This window comes from Methylobacterium phyllostachyos (assembly GCF_900103445.1).
GTDB lineage: Bacteria > Pseudomonadota > Alphaproteobacteria > Rhizobiales > Beijerinckiaceae > Methylobacterium > Methylobacterium phyllostachyos.
On record NZ_FNHS01000003.1, the window covers coordinates 98,743 to 113,113 of the forward strand.

General features: G+C 72.5%; 27 protein-coding genes and 1 pseudogene. 22 read left to right on the forward strand and 6 right to left on the reverse strand.

Annotated elements, in window-relative coordinates; translation table 11 throughout:
* Positions 1-274 precede the first annotated feature (274 nt).
* The 15 genes and pseudogenes from BLQ49_RS05630 (at position 275) to BLQ49_RS30855 (ending at position 6,477) form a co-directional block, all read left to right on the forward strand.
* A complete protein-coding gene (locus BLQ49_RS05630; protein ID WP_091714054.1) occupies positions 275-886 on the forward strand; it encodes a hypothetical protein in 612 nt (203 codons plus the stop codon).
* A complete protein-coding gene (locus tag BLQ49_RS05635; protein ID WP_091714056.1) occupies positions 883-1,125 on the forward strand; it encodes a DUF7940 domain-containing protein in 243 nt (80 codons plus the stop codon). Before BLQ49_RS05630 ends, BLQ49_RS05635 begins: the two co-directional genes overlap by 4 nt.
* Positions 1,125-1,700 carry a lysozyme gene (locus BLQ49_RS05640; RefSeq protein WP_091714057.1) on the forward strand — a complete coding sequence of 192 codons (576 nt, stop codon included), beginning with the start codon at positions 1,125-1,127 and terminating at the stop codon, positions 1,698-1,700. Before BLQ49_RS05635 ends, BLQ49_RS05640 begins: the two co-directional genes overlap by 1 nt.
* On the forward strand, positions 1,700-2,167 hold the full coding sequence (locus BLQ49_RS05645; RefSeq protein WP_091714059.1) for a hypothetical protein: 468 nt from the start codon (positions 1,700-1,702) through the stop codon (positions 2,165-2,167). Before BLQ49_RS05640 ends, BLQ49_RS05645 begins: the two co-directional genes overlap by 1 nt.
* Complete coding sequence (locus tag BLQ49_RS05650; RefSeq protein ID WP_091714061.1) at positions 2,167-2,466, forward strand: hypothetical protein; 300 nt, start codon at positions 2,167-2,169, stop codon at positions 2,464-2,466. Before BLQ49_RS05645 ends, BLQ49_RS05650 begins: the two co-directional genes overlap by 1 nt.
* Positions 2,463-2,801 (forward strand): hypothetical protein, encoded by a 339-nt coding sequence (locus BLQ49_RS05655; RefSeq protein ID WP_091714062.1) that lies wholly within the window; start codon positions 2,463-2,465, stop codon positions 2,799-2,801. The genes BLQ49_RS05650 and BLQ49_RS05655 overlap by 4 nt, the downstream gene beginning before the upstream one ends.
* A complete protein-coding gene (locus tag BLQ49_RS05660) occupies positions 2,798-2,983 on the forward strand; it encodes a hypothetical protein (protein WP_091714064.1) in 186 nt (61 codons plus the stop codon). Before BLQ49_RS05655 ends, BLQ49_RS05660 begins: the two co-directional genes overlap by 4 nt.
* 61 nt (positions 2,984-3,044) lie before the next feature.
* Positions 3,045-3,209, forward strand: a complete 165-nt coding sequence (locus BLQ49_RS29540; RefSeq protein WP_167627640.1) for a hypothetical protein — start codon at positions 3,045-3,047, stop codon at positions 3,207-3,209.
* Positions 3,202-3,414 (forward strand): hypothetical protein, encoded by a 213-nt coding sequence (locus BLQ49_RS05665; RefSeq protein ID WP_091714505.1) that lies wholly within the window; start codon positions 3,202-3,204, stop codon positions 3,412-3,414. Before BLQ49_RS29540 ends, BLQ49_RS05665 begins: the two co-directional genes overlap by 8 nt.
* 28 nt (positions 3,415-3,442) lie before the next feature.
* Positions 3,443-4,303, forward strand: a complete 861-nt coding sequence (locus BLQ49_RS05670) for a hypothetical protein (RefSeq protein ID WP_091714066.1) — start codon at positions 3,443-3,445, stop codon at positions 4,301-4,303.
* Between the two features lie 35 nt (positions 4,304-4,338).
* On the forward strand, positions 4,339-4,881 hold the full coding sequence (locus BLQ49_RS05675; protein ID WP_143012211.1) for a hypothetical protein: 543 nt from the start codon (positions 4,339-4,341) through the stop codon (positions 4,879-4,881).
* 35 nt (positions 4,882-4,916) lie between these two features.
* On the forward strand, positions 4,917-5,132 hold the full coding sequence (locus BLQ49_RS05680; protein ID WP_244507454.1) for a hypothetical protein: 216 nt from the start codon (positions 4,917-4,919) through the stop codon (positions 5,130-5,132).
* On the forward strand, positions 5,129-5,431 hold the full coding sequence (locus BLQ49_RS05685; protein ID WP_091714072.1) for a hypothetical protein: 303 nt from the start codon (positions 5,129-5,131) through the stop codon (positions 5,429-5,431). Before BLQ49_RS05680 ends, BLQ49_RS05685 begins: the two co-directional genes overlap by 4 nt.
* Before the next feature lie 164 nt (positions 5,432-5,595).
* Positions 5,596-5,907: pseudogene (locus BLQ49_RS30850) on the forward strand (BRO-N domain-containing protein); the annotation flags it as partial.
* Between the two features lie 54 nt (positions 5,908-5,961).
* Positions 5,962-6,477 (forward strand): phage antirepressor KilAC domain-containing protein, encoded by a 516-nt coding sequence (locus BLQ49_RS30855; RefSeq protein WP_425283980.1) that lies wholly within the window; start codon positions 5,962-5,964, stop codon positions 6,475-6,477.
* A 27-nt stretch (positions 6,478-6,504) separates the two neighbouring features.
* On the opposite strand, the gene BLQ49_RS05695 is transcribed toward BLQ49_RS30855, so the two are convergent.
* Positions 6,505-7,044, reverse strand: coding sequence for a hypothetical protein (locus BLQ49_RS05695; RefSeq protein ID WP_244507455.1), 540 nt, complete (start codon positions 7,042-7,044; stop codon positions 6,505-6,507).
* A 198-nt stretch (positions 7,045-7,242) separates the two neighbouring features.
* On the opposite strand from BLQ49_RS05695, the gene BLQ49_RS05700 reads away from it, so the two are divergent.
* The 7 genes from BLQ49_RS05700 to BLQ49_RS05730 all read left to right on the forward strand — a co-directional run bounded on the left by BLQ49_RS05700 (position 7,243) and on the right by BLQ49_RS05730 (position 11,210).
* Entirely contained in the window at positions 7,243-7,884 is a 642-nt protein-coding gene (locus BLQ49_RS05700; protein WP_091714075.1) for a hypothetical protein, read from the forward strand.
* A gap of 29 nt (positions 7,885-7,913) precedes the next feature.
* Positions 7,914-8,219, forward strand: a complete 306-nt coding sequence (locus BLQ49_RS05705) for a hypothetical protein (RefSeq protein WP_091714076.1) — start codon at positions 7,914-7,916, stop codon at positions 8,217-8,219.
* 23 nt (positions 8,220-8,242) lie between these two features.
* Complete coding sequence (locus BLQ49_RS05710) at positions 8,243-8,461, forward strand: hypothetical protein (protein WP_091714078.1); 219 nt, start codon at positions 8,243-8,245, stop codon at positions 8,459-8,461.
* A gap of 161 nt (positions 8,462-8,622) precedes the next feature.
* The gene (locus tag BLQ49_RS05715) at positions 8,623-9,195 is read left to right on the forward strand and encodes a hypothetical protein (RefSeq protein WP_091714080.1); all 573 of its coding nucleotides are present in this window, start codon (positions 8,623-8,625) and stop codon (positions 9,193-9,195) included.
* Between the two features lie 55 nt (positions 9,196-9,250).
* Positions 9,251-9,619: a hypothetical protein gene (locus BLQ49_RS05720; RefSeq protein ID WP_091714081.1), complete on the forward strand. Its 369-nt coding sequence runs from the start codon at positions 9,251-9,253 to the stop codon at positions 9,617-9,619.
* 2 nt (positions 9,620-9,621) lie between these two features.
* Complete coding sequence (locus tag BLQ49_RS05725) at positions 9,622-10,482, forward strand: hypothetical protein (RefSeq protein WP_091714083.1); 861 nt, start codon at positions 9,622-9,624, stop codon at positions 10,480-10,482.
* Positions 10,482-11,210, forward strand: coding sequence for a hypothetical protein (locus BLQ49_RS05730; RefSeq protein ID WP_091714085.1), 729 nt, complete (start codon positions 10,482-10,484; stop codon positions 11,208-11,210). The genes BLQ49_RS05725 and BLQ49_RS05730 overlap by 1 nt, the downstream gene beginning before the upstream one ends.
* On the opposite strand, the gene BLQ49_RS29545 is transcribed toward BLQ49_RS05730, so the two are convergent.
* The 5 genes from BLQ49_RS29545 to BLQ49_RS05760 are packed head-to-tail and all read right to left on the reverse strand — an operon-like array spanning position 11,207 to position 14,175.
* Complete coding sequence (locus BLQ49_RS29545; protein WP_167627641.1) at positions 11,207-12,436, reverse strand: hypothetical protein; 1,230 nt, start codon at positions 12,434-12,436, stop codon at positions 11,207-11,209. The two genes, BLQ49_RS05730 and BLQ49_RS29545, sit on opposite strands and share 4 nt — an antisense overlap.
* Complete coding sequence (locus BLQ49_RS05745; RefSeq protein ID WP_091714089.1) at positions 12,433-12,657, reverse strand: hypothetical protein; 225 nt, start codon at positions 12,655-12,657, stop codon at positions 12,433-12,435. The genes BLQ49_RS29545 and BLQ49_RS05745 overlap by 4 nt, the downstream gene beginning before the upstream one ends.
* Positions 12,657-12,920, reverse strand: coding sequence for a hypothetical protein (locus tag BLQ49_RS05750; RefSeq protein WP_091714091.1), 264 nt, complete (start codon positions 12,918-12,920; stop codon positions 12,657-12,659). Before BLQ49_RS05750 ends, BLQ49_RS05745 begins: the two co-directional genes overlap by 1 nt.
* Entirely contained in the window at positions 12,917-13,423 is a 507-nt protein-coding gene (locus tag BLQ49_RS05755) for a hypothetical protein (protein ID WP_143012212.1), read from the reverse strand. Before BLQ49_RS05755 ends, BLQ49_RS05750 begins: the two co-directional genes overlap by 4 nt.
* A 14-nt stretch (positions 13,424-13,437) precedes the next feature.
* Positions 13,438-14,175, reverse strand: coding sequence for a hypothetical protein (locus BLQ49_RS05760; protein ID WP_091714095.1), 738 nt, complete (start codon positions 14,173-14,175; stop codon positions 13,438-13,440).
* Positions 14,176-14,371: the final 196 nt, after the last annotated feature.

Below are 14,371 nucleotides of genomic sequence, written 5' to 3' on the forward strand. Positions count from 1 at the left end.
GCGAGCCTCGAAGGGCCGTGGCGGGCATCCAGGCGCCTTCCCGGGCCATGCATATTTTTGTGCAGGGTCAGGGGCTCAGGCCCATCTCTTCCCCATGTAGGCCCATGGCAGCCCCATGAAGCCCCATGGGGCCTGACGAATCGGCCATGGCGATTTTCGGGGTCTGCTCAGATCTGAGGAGACCCCGGCCACTGCGGGGGAACGACTTGAGCTCGATGGCTGGCGGGGAGGGGCCGACGCGGGGAGCCTAGGAGTCCAGCCGCAGTAGCCCCCCGTGTCCCACGTCTCGCCCGAGTACCGCGCCCACCCCACCGATCACGCCGTCCGCCGGTACGCGGAGCGCGTCCTGGGCCTCGATGCCGAGGGCCTCGATGACCGCCAGGCACTCGCGCGCGCGCAGGCGCAGGGGATCGACTGTGGCTGGATCCGGCGCAGGCTGGCCGAGCTCGGTGGCATCGTCGTCGCCACCGGCATGCGGGACGGGGCGGTCGTGGTGCCCCTCGAAGGCATGACCGTGCGCGTCGCCCGGGGCGCGGTGGTGACCATCGTCACGCCGCCTTTGCGGACGGCCGGCCGCCGCGGCCGCGCTCCCCTCCGGCGCGCCGCGCGACCTTGCGCGGGCCACGGCGCGCCGGGTCCGCTGGCTCTCGATAGGCAGTCACCTGGCGGTCGTGAGACCGTCCCCGTGACCGCCAAGATCATCCCCTTTCCCGAGCCGGCCCTGCGCGCCCCCTGCGCGGATCCCGCGGCCTGCCTGTCCGTCGCGGAGGTCACGGTCGGCGACGTCCTGACCGCGCTGTGCCCGCGCTGCGGGATGGTGGGTGTCCTCGACGCGACGCTGGCCGAGCTCGACGCCGCCATCGAGGCGCAGGAGGCCCTGTCGTGAAGCTCACCCTCGTCCACAACCTGGAGGACGTGCTCAAGCGCGCCTGGTCCATCCGGTTCCTGGCCCTCGCGACCCTCCTCGATGCCGCGCAGGCGTCGGTCAGCTGCTTCTCCGGCTCCGAGCTCGTCTCCGCGCCAACGCTGAGCCTCCTCAACATGGGCCTGGCCCTGGCCGCCCTGTTCGCCCGGTGCGTCGCCCAGCAGGGCGTCACCGCCCCGGCCCCGAAGGGAGACGCCTGATGGCTTTCTCCCTCTCCGCCCTGTTCCGTCCCCGCCCGGCCGCGGTCGCAGCGCCGCTGCCTGCCGGCAGGGTGCCGTCCGTGCCCCTCAAGGCCCCGGCCGCCAGGGGCACGCTCCGCAGGCGCATGGTCGCCGGCACCGCCGCGGCCGCGCTGGCGGTCACGTTCGTCGGGACGTGCGAGGGCACCAAGCTCAAGGCCTACCGGGACATCGTGGGCGTGCCGACGATCTGCAACGGGGAGACCCGGGGTGTCACGATGGGCATGACGACCACCAAGGAGGAGTGCCAGGCGATGCTCCTCAAGGGCCTCGGCGAGTTCGAGGTGGACGTCCTCAAATGCGTCCCGGGCCTCGCCAGCGCCCCCGACGAGCGCCTAGTGGCCCACGTGTCCTTGGCGTACAACATCGGCGCCGGGGCCTACTGCAAGTCGACGGTCGCCCGCCGCTACAACGCCGGCGACATCGCCGGGTCCTGCGACGCCTTCGACATGTGGGACAAGGCCGGCGGCCGCCGCGTCAACGGCCTGGCCATCCGCCGGAACGACGAACAGGTCCTTTGCCGGAAGGGCCTGTGATGCACGATCACATCGCCTCCGCCCTCACGCTCCTCTCCCACGGTTGGGCCGCGTTCTCCATCGTCGCGACGCTCGCCGGCCTCGGGGGCGTCGGGCTGATCGCGGTGGCCCTTCTGGCCGCGGCCTACCTGCCTGCCGTCCTTCGCCACGCCCTCGTCGCCGCCGGCCTCGTCCTCCTGATCGGCGCCGCCCTTTACCAGGCCGGGCAGGCCCGCGGCGCCCACGAGGCGTTCGCCCTCCAGGCGAAGACCGATCTCCAGCGCGCCCGCGACGCCCTCGCCGAGGTCGACCGCCAGGTAGCGGCCGCCACCGCCATATCGGCCGGCGACAGGGCCCGCGCCGAGGCGGCCGAGGCGTCCGCAAAGGCGGCGGCCTCGCGCCTCCGGGACCTGAAGGCCCACCTCGCCCGCACGCCCGACGCCGGGTGCGTGACGGGCGATGACGCCCGCCGGCTAAGGGGGCTGTGATGCGCCGCGTCCTGACGCTCGCCGCCGTCGTTGGCCTCGCCGTCGCGCTGGGAGGCTGCCCCGACAAGGCGGCCCTCGACCTGACCGGCCGCGCCGCGCTGCCCCCGGTCCCGGCGGACCTGGAGGCCTGCATCCACCGCACCTTCCCGGAGATCCCCGCCCGCGCCTTCGGCCGGCGCGAGGCCGTCGGGATCATCGCCGACGCCAAGCTGCTCGACCGCGCCAAGACCGCCTGCGGCGAGCGCGCCCTTCTATGGATGAACGCGGTCACGGCCGAGTTCGGGAGATCCACGCTGTGACCCTCGATCCCACCGTCTCGCTCGGCGCCTTGCTGGCCATCGGAGTGACGCTGTTCCTGGCCGCGCTCGCCGGGTACGCCGGCTACGTCACCGTCAAGAACAAGGTCACCGAGGTCGAGGGCCGCGCCCGGGACACCGACAAGGCCGTCGAGGCCTACGGGACGGCCCTGGCCGAGCTCCGCCTGCACGTCTCGGAGACGTGCGTGAAGAAGGAGGACCTCAAGGACATCGAGAAGCGGCTGACCACCAAGATGGACACCGTCGAGCACTCGATCCGGAACGCCCTCACCGAGGTCGTGAAGGCCATGCGGCCGTCTCGCAAGGGCGACGAGTGACCCCCGCCGATCTCGCCCTCGCCGCCGCCCTAGTGTGCTGGACGCCACCCCCGGCGCCGGCCGTCGACGCGCCCGTCATGGCCGCCCTCATGGGCGAGCCAATGCCGGCCAAGGGCGCCGCAAAGGCGGACGTCGCGGCGGCCCTCCAAGCCCTCGCGCCTCTCCGCCGGAGGCCCCGGTGACCACGTTCCTCGTCGGCATGGCGCTCGCCCTCTGCCTCGTCCCCCCGCCCCGGAGAGCATCGTGATCGACGCCGCCGAAGAGGTCATCGAGGCCGCCCGCGAGCTGGTGAAGTCGCGCCGCTGGTACCTCGGCCTGCCCGACGACCGCGACCTGCCGGACCGCCTCGCGGCCGCCCTGGAACGCGCGCTGGCCGCCCTCGATGCCGCGGAGGCCGACCGTGAGTGAGGCGGATCCCTGCCGCAGGGCGCTGACGCCGACCGAGGAAGCGCGCCTGTTTGCCCGCGACGCGCTCCGGGCGGCCCGCGCGGCTTGGTCCCGCCCGGCCGACGCGGACGCAGCCATGATGGCCGTGTTCGTCGTGTTGGCGGCGGACGCGCTGTTCCCCGAGCTCGTCTCGGAAGGCGCTGGTGACAGGCGGCCCGGCAGCTGACGATCGGGTCCTGCCATAGGGGGACCCCATGACGCTGGAAGATGTGAAGGAAGTGACCGAACTCGCCGCCCGCCGGGCCGAGCTCCTCCATGAGGCCGACGACGTCGAGACGCGCGGCGCCGAGGCCGCCTTCCTGTTCGGGCACAAGTTCGACCTGGAGATGGAGGACGTCCTCCGGATGGCCCTGGCGGGCGAACTCCGCCGCCGGGCAGGCGTGAGCGAGGCCCGCCTCCGTGAGCTTGGAGTGACGTTCCCCGGCGACGCGCTGCCCGAGGTCGACCCCGGCCCCAAGCACGCCTTCCTCAGCCCGAACTCGTGGGATCCGGAGACGGGTCAGTTCACGGTCTGGGTGCCGTGCACGCCGGCGCGGTCCTGGCGGAAGGTCAAGGCAAAGGCCGACGGTGACATCGAGGTCGACGAGGCCTTGAACCCGCATGGCCTGGAGCGGGACGGGGATGAACTGGCGACGGTGACGGTCGAGGATGCGACGGACCCGTATAGGGACTGGCCCCGGTGTGGCTTGGTCGTTGGCAGCACCGCGACGGACCAAGGCGTCGAGATACGCGTGCGCCTGCACCTCGAAGGCCCCATGCGGGGTGCCATCGCATCCGGCCTCATCAGCGCCGTAGGGATCGGCTACGAGGGCCTGGAGGAGACTATCGTCAGTGCGTCGGGTGACCGGCCTCTGGTGAACGTCCACCGGTGGCGCCTCCACGAGATCCGGCTCCACCGCGCGACCGCACAGACCGAACCGGCCTGGCCGAACGGATGCCTGAAGCCTGGGTCCTGCTCGCGACATGCCAGCTGCATGTACGGTCGCTCGAAGGAGCAATGCGTCCACTTCGGGCGTGACCTGACCGACGACGTCTCCAAGGCCAAGGCCGCCTGACCATGAAGGTGCGCCGGACACGGGCGGAGACGACCGTGCTGCACGACGCCGTCCTGGACAGGTGGGCGGCCGGCGTGTCCGGCACGCTCATCACCTCGGCGCTCGGCCTGAACCCGCCGCACGTCTCCGCGATCCTCCATGAGGCCCGCCGGCGCGGGGATCCGCGGGCCGGGTTCCGGTACGCCGTCGCCGGCCGCGTACGCCTGAGCGCCGCGCCGGCGCCTCCGCCCGCCCCGGAGCCCATCGTGGTCGACGTCCCGCGGGCCGCCCTGGTGCGCGCCGCCCGGGCCGCGGCGGAGGCCGCCGTCCCGCAACGGGCGCGCCGGTCCGCGATCCTCGATGCATGGGCGGCCGGCCTCGACGCTCCAACCATCGGGGCTGCCCTGGGCATGCGCTGGCGGAGCGTGACGATGGTCGTCGTCAGGGCCCGCGCGTCCGGCGACCGCCGCGCCGTCCGCCGGCAGCACGACCCCGCCGACGGCCTGTCGAATGACATGCGCGTCAAGCTGGACCGCATGGACCGGCGCTACGGCGTCATCGCCTCGATCCCCGGAGAGACCGAATGTCGGGCCGCCTGATCCCCTGGTCCACGTACGCTGCCGAGCACCCCGCCATGGCCGAGTGCCCGTCGAACGGGCTCATGGGCATCCTGGTCGACTGGGATGGCGCCGGGGAGGTCACACGCGTCGCCGGCGTGCTCGCCAGCGGCCGAGAGGTGACGCTCGTCGACCTCGTGGCGGAGACGCCGAGGCCGATCCTGTCGACGTCCGAGGTCGACGCGCTCGTGAGGGCAGCCGTCGAGGCCCTCGCGCCGGAGACCACGCCATGACGCGTCGCGAGTACACCCTCGACGTCTGGCTGCCGGAGAATGGCCCGTGGCTGGCGCTCGTGTCCGTGATCGTCGGATGCCTGACCGCGCCCGAGGAGGCCTCCGCTGCCCGGCAGGCCCTTGCGTGGATGCTGGCGAGCGTGGGCTGGTTCGCCCTGTTCCTCGTCCTGGTGGGTGTCGTGTGGCGCCCCTGGGCTGCGCCGCCTGAGGCTGAGCCCCCGGAGGAGGAGGAGGTTCGGGTCACCACCGGTAAGATCGTGCCCCTCAGGCCGAGCCGCCCGGATAAGGGTCTGCACTGAGCGCGGACCCCACGTGAACGCAGGATTGCGTCGACGCAGGGGCCGTCCCGGCAGGCTCAGAACGAATCGCTACACTCAGTTGTCAGCCCCACGGGGCGGCTCCCCGGAGGCGCAGCGAACGCCTCGGACGGGGAGCCTGACCAGGATCGGATGGACCCGACACCATGGCTGACACCCACTCTACCACGCTCCCCGCGCTCGTCGCCCACGAGGGCCCGGCCGGCCCCGCCTTCCGCTTCGACGGCCGCTGGCTCCGCGTCTACATCCGCGAGGACGGCGAGCCCGTGTTCGACGCCCGCGACGTCTACCGCGAGCTCGGCTACTCCGAGGCGGCCGCCCTGACCCGGCGCCTCGACCCCGACGAGAAGGGTCTGCACTCGGTGCAGACCCCTGGCGGGATGCAGGAGGTCTCCGTCGTGACGGAGCCGGGCCTGTACCGGGCCATCGCCTCCCGCCGCCAGGTCACCACCCTCGGCGTCGCCATGAGCGACCGCGTCCAGCGGTTCCAGCCTTGGGTGTTCCACAAGGTCCTGCCGACCATCCGGAAGACGGGCTCGTATGGCCGCCCGGCCGCGCCCTCGATGCCGGCGATGGTCGAGTTCCTCAAGAACCCGTCCGCGGTCATGGAAGTCCTCGGCCATTACGCCTCGGACAACATGCGCCTCGCCGGCGTCGTCGAGCGCCAGGCCGAAGCCCTCGCGGTGGCCGAGCCCAAAGTCGAGGCGTTCGACGCCCTGATGGCGGCCGAGGGCCTGCTGACCCTCTCGAACGCCGGCCGCGCCATCGGCGCCGACCACGAGCCCTGGTTCAGGTGGCTGCGCGAGGTCTACCTGTTCCACGAGGGCGGCGCCCTGATGCCCCGGGCGCAGTTCCGGAAGATGGGCGTCTTCGAGATCCGGACGCGCGAGGTCGGCGGCATGATCCTGCCCCAGACCTACGTGACGCCGCGCGGGCTCGAATACCTGCGGCGCCGGTGGGCCGACAAGGTCGCGACGGACGCCCGCGTGGCGCTGGTCGTGCGCGCGCAGGCCACTCTCGACCTCTGAGGGTAATCCGTAGCGAACGACGCTTGGCTACGTCAGGGCCGCCCGGGCTTCTCGGGCGGCCCTTTCTCTTGCCCGCTTGGCGCCCGCGAGGGTCCGGTGCTCCTCGCCCCGCCAGAAGAAGCGCTGGTGCAGGATACCGAGGAAACGGCGCGCGGTGATCGGCTCTGCCAGGACCTCCGCCTCGGCCGCCTCGGCACGCTCCGACGGCGTCATGGGACGCCTCGTCGGCGCGATGCCCCGCTCGCGCGCGACGGCATCGTAGGCGTCGCCGTACGTCGCTTCCCACACCCTCTCGGCGTCCCCGCCATCGTACGTTCGCCCGGTCCGCTTGAGGATAGGATCGAGGGGAGCGCACGCGTCCAACGCGACGCGGAGGGACCGTAGCTGCGCCCGGCGGCCGGCGTCGTGCGCGTCGAGCTCTGCCCGGGCGGTCGCGAGCTCGGCTTCCAGGGCTTCGGCCCGATCCTGCCAGGACCACGCAGCCTGACGGGCTTGCCGGATGGACCGCCCGTACGCGAGCGCCATGCCCATCCCCTCGAAGTCGAGGCCCCTGCTCTCCGCGTACACGACCGCCTCCAACGCAAAACACCAGTCCGGACGGGAGTCTAGCAAGGGTCGCGGGGCGGCGAATCCCCCACGGGCGCCGGAGGCCAGGGATAACCCGGACGCCCAGTGGTAAAAAATATGCACACGACCCCCTTGCACCGGAAAGGCCGAGTGGTAATCTTCTTTACCAGGGAGGGCGGTCCTCCCCGGAGACCACCGATGACCCAGCCCCACACCCCCGCCCCGCAGACCTCCTGGGTTCTCGCCGGTGTCGTCGAGAACGCCGAGCCGATGCCTGCCCCCAGCGCCCCGGCTGAGCCCTTCAACCCGCTCGCCGGCCTCGACACCTCGGGCCTCTTCGACGGCGACGCCCTGTCGGACGGCCTCGATGCCGTCTTGCGCCGCCACTCCTACAGGGCGGTCTGCATGACGGCCCCGCAGGGCTCCGCCATCCACTCGTTGCTCGTGCAGGCCATGAACGCCGGCGACTGCATTGAGACCATCGTCGACGCCCGGGAGGGCAACGTTCTCGCGGCGGCTAGGCAGGCTGCCGGCGGCATCGCCGGCTACCTGACCGACATCATGCGCACCGGGCAGGCCATGCACGCCACCGACATGGTCAGTGTCACGGTCGCCATGAATGACAGGCGCCCCCTCATCGCCATCCGCCACCAGGAACGCGCGGAGTACGCCTGGCTCATGAGCCCGGCATTCTGGAGCCTGCTCGCCGCGCAGGTCCCGTACTGGGGCACGCTGGATCTGGACCGCCCCTGCGGTGGCCTATTCGACGAGGAGTGGACGCATGTCGTGTCCCACCGCGACGCCTGCGAGGCGCTGTTCTTCGACATCTCGGTCGCCTGATCCGCCCACCCCACGACAGGCAGAACGCCATGAGCGAATACAGAATGCAGGTCAGGCGCGATGTCCTGAGTGCCCTCGGGCGCATGCTCTACGGGCCCCGCTACGCGACGTCCCTCGCCGAGGCGCTGGCGCGGCACACGACCAACAAGGTCGCCCCCTCGCACGTCGTCATGTGGGTCAAAGGCCCTCGCAGCATCCCAGAATGGGTCGACGATGCCGCTCTGCGCGTCGCCGAGGAGGGGCTCGTGGAGCTCCACGACCGGACCCGCGGCATCCGCATCCTTCTCACGGGCTACTGGCAGCGCGACCGCGACAGCCTCCCGCAACCCGACTGACACCACCCCACAGAGGACCAGCCATGACCGACCGTGAGAACATCTGCGAGCGCATCCGCCGCGCCCCGAACGCGACAATTGCCAACCGGCTCGCCGACCTCCTGACCGCCGATCTCGCCCGGCCCCCCTTTATTCAGCGCATCGGACGGACCTGGGCCCTGATGGCGGGGGGCGATCACATCGTGCGGCAGGGCGACTTCACCGACATGCGCGACCGCCTCGCCGACACGCTCGATCATTGACAGCCGCGGGTGTGTCCGCCGCCGGGCACACCCCGACCTCCCGCCAGCCGCCGCCGCAAATGCGGACGCTGGCCGGGGGCCGCCAAGGCCACCCACCCGTACCCCCTGAGGGGCATCACAACCCGCCGGTGCCCACCGGCACAGATCGAAGGAACGACACGGTGACCGACACGAAGAAGATTACCGACACCGCCTCCATCCCCGCCCTCATCGAGGCCGCCGAGGCCCGTGCCTCCTGCAAGCTCGGCATGGCCGCGGCCCGCAAGCGGTTCGCCATCATCCTCGACAAGGCGGACGCCGAGGCGCTGCGGATCAAGCCGCGCCTCATCCTCGAAGTCGAGGCCCGGAAGGGCACCGTCGACCTGAGCTACATCTGGGAGGGCGGCATCGCCTACTCGATCTCGGACGAGCCGGGCGAGCCGGACCGCCAGGCGCTGACGGTCGCCCACGCCCGGCGGAGCCCGGTTTTCGCCGCCCTTGACCTGCTGCGCCAGGACCTGGAGCGCCACGCCGAGCGTGCCGAGGAGGTCGCGGAGGAGGCGTTCACGGGCGTCGACGAGAACGTCACGCTGAACGGCAGCGACTACGACTGGGACGCGGACGAGGCCGTCAGCACGTACTGCGGGGACGACAATGTCCCGGTCATCGCGTCGGTGATGGCCGCCGACATCCTCCGGCCCCGGCTCGCCAAAGCGCAGGCCGCCCACCTCGCCGAGCTCGCGGAGAACGCCTGACCCCGCCGGCCGGGGCCCCGCGCCCCGGCCACCCGCCGCCCCGGAGGCCTCCCCCGTGTTCGACCTGCCCCCCGAACTCCGCGACGACAACTGGGCCCACCCGTCGCCCATCCGGGTCGCTTCCATCCGCGAAGCCCACATCGCCCGCTACGCTCCCGTCGACCCCGTCGCGACGGCGGCCGCCCTGCCGTACCGCCTGAGCCGCGTCCTCCTCATCGCCTGCGATCAGTGGCTCGGCTGGGGGTATCCGGTCTGGAGCATCGCCGGCGTCACGGACTGGTCCAGGCCCGAGGTCCTTGCCATCGGCAAGGCGCTCGCCCGCCGCGACCTCGCCGAGGTCCAGGACCCGGACGGCGTCCCCTGGATCAAGCCCACCGCCACCGGCCGCGCTCTGGCCGATCTCATCCTGTCCTGGAGGTCCTGACAATGGCAGAGACGCTCGCCGAGCATTTCGCGCGCATCGCCGCGAACACGCGCATCGCCAACGAGGAGGCCGAGGCCAAGCGCGAGGCCGACGCCGCCGCCGGCATCGAACCGTCGCCGGAGCGGGAGTACCGCTACGCCCTCAGCCCGGAGCAGCGCCGCCACGCCGGCGGCGGCAACGGCGGCCCGCCCCTCGTCGAGCCCATCGCGCTCAAGCCGGGCGCCGCCCTTGTCCTGAGCATCGGGCAGCACCTGTTCGGCGACCGCCACACGACTGACCTGGCGCGCGCGTGCGGGGAGGACCCGCGTGCGGTGCGCCGGTGGGCGGCTGGCGAGGGCAATGGCCCCGGCAAGGGGGCAACGGCGTTCCTGCGGGGCGAAGTCGAGCGCAGGATCGGCAAGCTGCGTGAGGCGCTGGAAGCCCTCGACGAGTTCCGGGAGGAGAGGGGCTGGGCGACCGCCCCGGCCCCGCCGCCACCCCAGCCGGCGCCCGAGGTCATCCTCGCGCCCGGCGTGAAGCCTGAGGACGCGGCCTGGTTCATCGACCACTTCGCCTGCAGGGATAACAGGCCGACGCCGATCCGCGTGATCCTGTCCGCGAGGCGTCCGCCCCGGGGCAGGCACTGGACCGCCGAGGTCGTGCTGTTCGACTGGTCCCACCAGCTGCTGGACTGCGACCGCACCGACGACCTCCAGGGCGAGGCCCTCGGGTTCGCCAGCGCCGCGCCTGGGCGGCCGGAGCCGTACATCTACTGGGACGACGCGACCAACGCCTGGGCCCGCGGGCCGGACTGGGGGAGCGCCGAGATGAAGGCCCATATCGCGAAGGAGTTCGGCCTGCCGGCGCAGGGAGGGCTGCTCTGATGGCCCGCCGCCCTGACCCCCGCCAGGCGTCCTTCGCCGACCTCCTCGACCTCACGCTCGTCCCGGCGCCGATCCTGTCGCCGCTGGAGGCCCTCGTCGAGGCTGGGATCATCCGCTCCATCCACGAGCCCGGTTTCGGGGGGCTCATCCGGGACAAGGACGCGCCGTTCCACCCGCGGTCCGTCGCCTTCCCGGTCGCCTACACCCAGCCCTGGTTCGCCACGGAGCCAGGGTTGTACCTCAACACCCCGGCCTGCGCCGACCTCCCCTTCGTCATGCGCGTCGAGGCCGCCACCGGCCTGCGGGCTGTGTGGCACCCGAACGCCAGAAACGGGCAGTGGCACCACGCCGTCGACCTCGCGACCGACGAAGGCTGGCGCAGCCTTGCCGGGAGCATGGGCCACACGGACCGCGGGTACGTCGAGTGCGCGGTCGGCCTGCATCTGACCTGGGGGGACCTGTCTCTGGCGAACGCCCGGGCCCTGCTCGCGGCGGTCGGGTCCGTCGAGGGCGACAGCAAGGCCGAGTGGGACAGCATCACGCCCTCGCCATGCGGAGGCATCTCGTGCAGCCCGAGGGGCGCATGGTGGGCGGTGCACGGGCTGGAGAAAGGATGGTACCGGCCTAAGAAAGGGTTCACGTACGAGAGGCTGACGCCCGCCGGCTGGGCCCGTATCGGACGGACGCCGCCGGCGGCGCAGGAGAAGCGGCCCCGGAAGGCCGCCTAGCCCAACCTGGGCCTGCCGTCCGGCGTGATCGGCAGGCCCCAGATGTCCGTCATCCCGGGCACCCACACCCAGTCCCTGCGGCGGATCCCATCGAGGGCGTACGCGAGCTCGCGATTGCGCCCCGGCGCCATGAGCCTCAGGCGGCCTCGGAGACGGGCCTCGCGCGGGCGAGCGACGAGACGGCTGAGTGCATGCTCGACACTACGCCTGTCTGATCGTCCACCGTCTGCGTCAGTTCCCCCAGCGCCTCGATGAGCGACTTCTCGGCCGGGGTTTCCTCCGGCGCCAGCGCCGTCACGAGGGCCTCCACCAGGCGCCTGAGCGACCGCACTTCGGTCGTGAGCTCGTCGATCCTGTCCATGTGTCTCTCCGTGGTTCTGAAGGGTGAGGCCCGCCAGCCGGGCTTTGACCTCGGCGGCGGGAATGCGTGTGCCGTCCGCGCGCCGGGCTGCGGCGCCGACGAGGCGGGTAGCGAGGTGGGCCGTGCCGGTGCGGTCCACGACGACCGGCCCGGACCGCCCCTGCCGGAGGTCGAGACCGCGCTCGCGCAGAGCGGCTAGGAACGCGGCGCCGTCGGTGGACGCGGTCCAGGCCGCCAGGGCGGCCGCGCGCAGGTCGTCGAGGGGGACGCCGGTGCGGGTTTCGATCAGGCGCTCCTGAGGGCTCAGGCGGGCCACCGGCCGGGCCGCATCGGTCGTCCCGGAGGCCTCCATCCACGCGGCGACGTCGTCCCGGCCGGCCTGGCGCAGCGCGGAGACGATGGCCCGCGAGTGCTTGCTCGGCGTTGGCGAGGGCATGCCGAACTCGTACTCCACGATCCGGCCGCACCGCTCCCTGCGCAAGAAGTCCCAAGCCAGGTCGACGACGGCGCCGGACTGGCGGACGAGGCTGTAGACGCGGTGCTCGTGGCGCCTGCCGTGCTTGACGTGGACGGCCCCCGCGAAGGGCTGGCCGCCCAGTCGGAACTCGGCCTCGAAGAGCGCCCAGAACCGGGCCCTCGCGCCGTCATTGTCCTGGATCGCGGGATCAGGGTCGCAGTGCACGTGGTAGACCGGCCGGTCCGTTCGGCCGCCCAGCGACAGGGCGACGAGCTCGCGCACCTGCCCGATCAGATCCCGGCTGCCGAGGCCCCGCGGGACGAGGACCTCGACCGTGTCGTTCTCCGGCTTGAGGAGGTGGCGGGCCAAGGCATCGCCGCCCTTGCCGCGCTCGGCGCCCGAGATCATCGCGAGGCCCCGAACATTGGCCGGGTCATCTCGAACCGGACCTCGCGGGCGTCGTCGAGCCGATCCTGGCTCGGGTGCCCGGCGTCGCCGAGGATGACCTCGACACGGTGCCGGACGTCGGCCTGCCACTCCTCGACGTCGGCGGCCGTCTCCCGGGCGTCGCCGGCCCGTGCGCGGAGGCGCAGGATCGCGGCGTGGATGACGTCCCACTCGTCCACCATCAGAGCCTCCCCTGGAGCCTGCGGACGATCTCCTCGACGCCGGCGCTCAGCTGCCTCGCCGCCTGGACGAAGCCGATGGCGACCTGTGCGCCACTAAGGGCGGCCTGGTTCAGGACAGGGTCGCCCGGGACGAGCGGCCCGGGGACGGCGTAGCCGGCGGCCTCGACGGCTGCGGTGAGCCGCCGTGCCTGCCGCCGGCGGACGTGGACAGGGAGGCGGTTGCGCCGGAGCTCCCGGTCGATGCTGCGCTCCAGCGGGCTCATGCGGACCTCCCCAGGCCGATGACGATTGGCATGACGGCCGACCTGATCCGGTCGAGGCCGGCCTTGACCTCGTCCGCGGGCACTGAGGGCCGCGACAGGGGCTCGTAGAGCGCGCCGAGGTCGCGCAGCGCCCCGGCGAGGACGGCCTGCTCCTCCGGCGGGATCCGCACCCGGGGGGCGGAGGCGCGGTCCGCCTCGGCGTCCAGTCCGAGGGCGTCGGCCACCCACCGCCGGATGAGCGCGCCATCCGTGACGCCCTCGGCCTTCGCCGCAGCCGTCAGGGCTGCCCGCAGGGGGGCGGTGAGCCTGACGTCGACCTTGCTGGCGAGCTTGCGGTAATCAGGCGCCGCAGGCTGGGGTCCACGGGGCAACGCCCCTGGCAGCGAGCCACCCGAGGCGGGGGGCGACTGGGGGGCGGCATGCGGAGCATGTCCGACCGCCATGGCTGGCTTAACTCCAACCTTTTCCATCGTGTCGGACGACTGCACGTCGGACGTCTGCATGTCTGCCTCCCCCTTCACCGCTTCGGACCGGCCGGGGGCTCGTGGCCCTCCGGCTCGTCATCGCCCTTGGGAGCGACAGGGGGGACGGGGGGCGTGGCGGGCGCGGCGCCACCCTGGGGGCCGGAAGATCCGTCCGTGCCGCCCTGGCCGCCGCCGCTACGCCGGGCGGCCGCCTCGTTGATGCGCCGGAGCTTCTCCAGGGCACGCTGGTCGAGCTTCTCCCGGACGTCGTCAGGCAGCGCGATGGGCGGCTGCGCGTCATCACCGAACTTCTTCGCGGCGGCGGCCGCCTTATCGACAGCCTGAGCCCCGGCTTCCCACCTATCCAGGTCGGTCCGAACGAGGTGCTGGATGTGCTCGCGATAGGCAGCCGTCCGGCGCCTCTCCGCGTGCTGCGACAGGGGCAGGACGGCGACGCGGCCACCGCCGGCGTAGACGGCCCGGATGTACTCCGCGGCCTCGCCAAGGCGGTTGATGGCGATGTGCAGCTGCTCCGCGCTGGGCTGCGTGGAGTGCCTGTCGTACGTCCTCACGACCGTCGCGACGGCCTCGACGAACCGCACGTTCGGGTCCGTCCGGAGGGCGGCGGCGCGGGCCTTCAGGTCGGCCGTGCGCGCGGCGTCCGACACGGTGTCCGACACGGGGGCGGGCGTCGGACGCGTAGCGCTGGCCGGCGTCCGACGCGCCGAGGGCGGGCGCTTCGGCGTGGGGGCCGGGGTCAGGCCGGCGAACGCGAGGATGGACTTGAGCATGGGCGGCGGCTCCGAATGGGCTGTCGATGTCCGACGCCCATGGATTGTCCGGCTCAAATCGCCTGCCGCCAGGGGCAATCGCGCGCCGCCGGCTGGCTCCCTCTAGGCCCCCCGTTGCCCCGCCCCGGCCACGCGCCCCGGACCCGCCCAAACAGGGCCTCCGGGGACCGAATTCGGGGTTTCGGCGACGAATCGG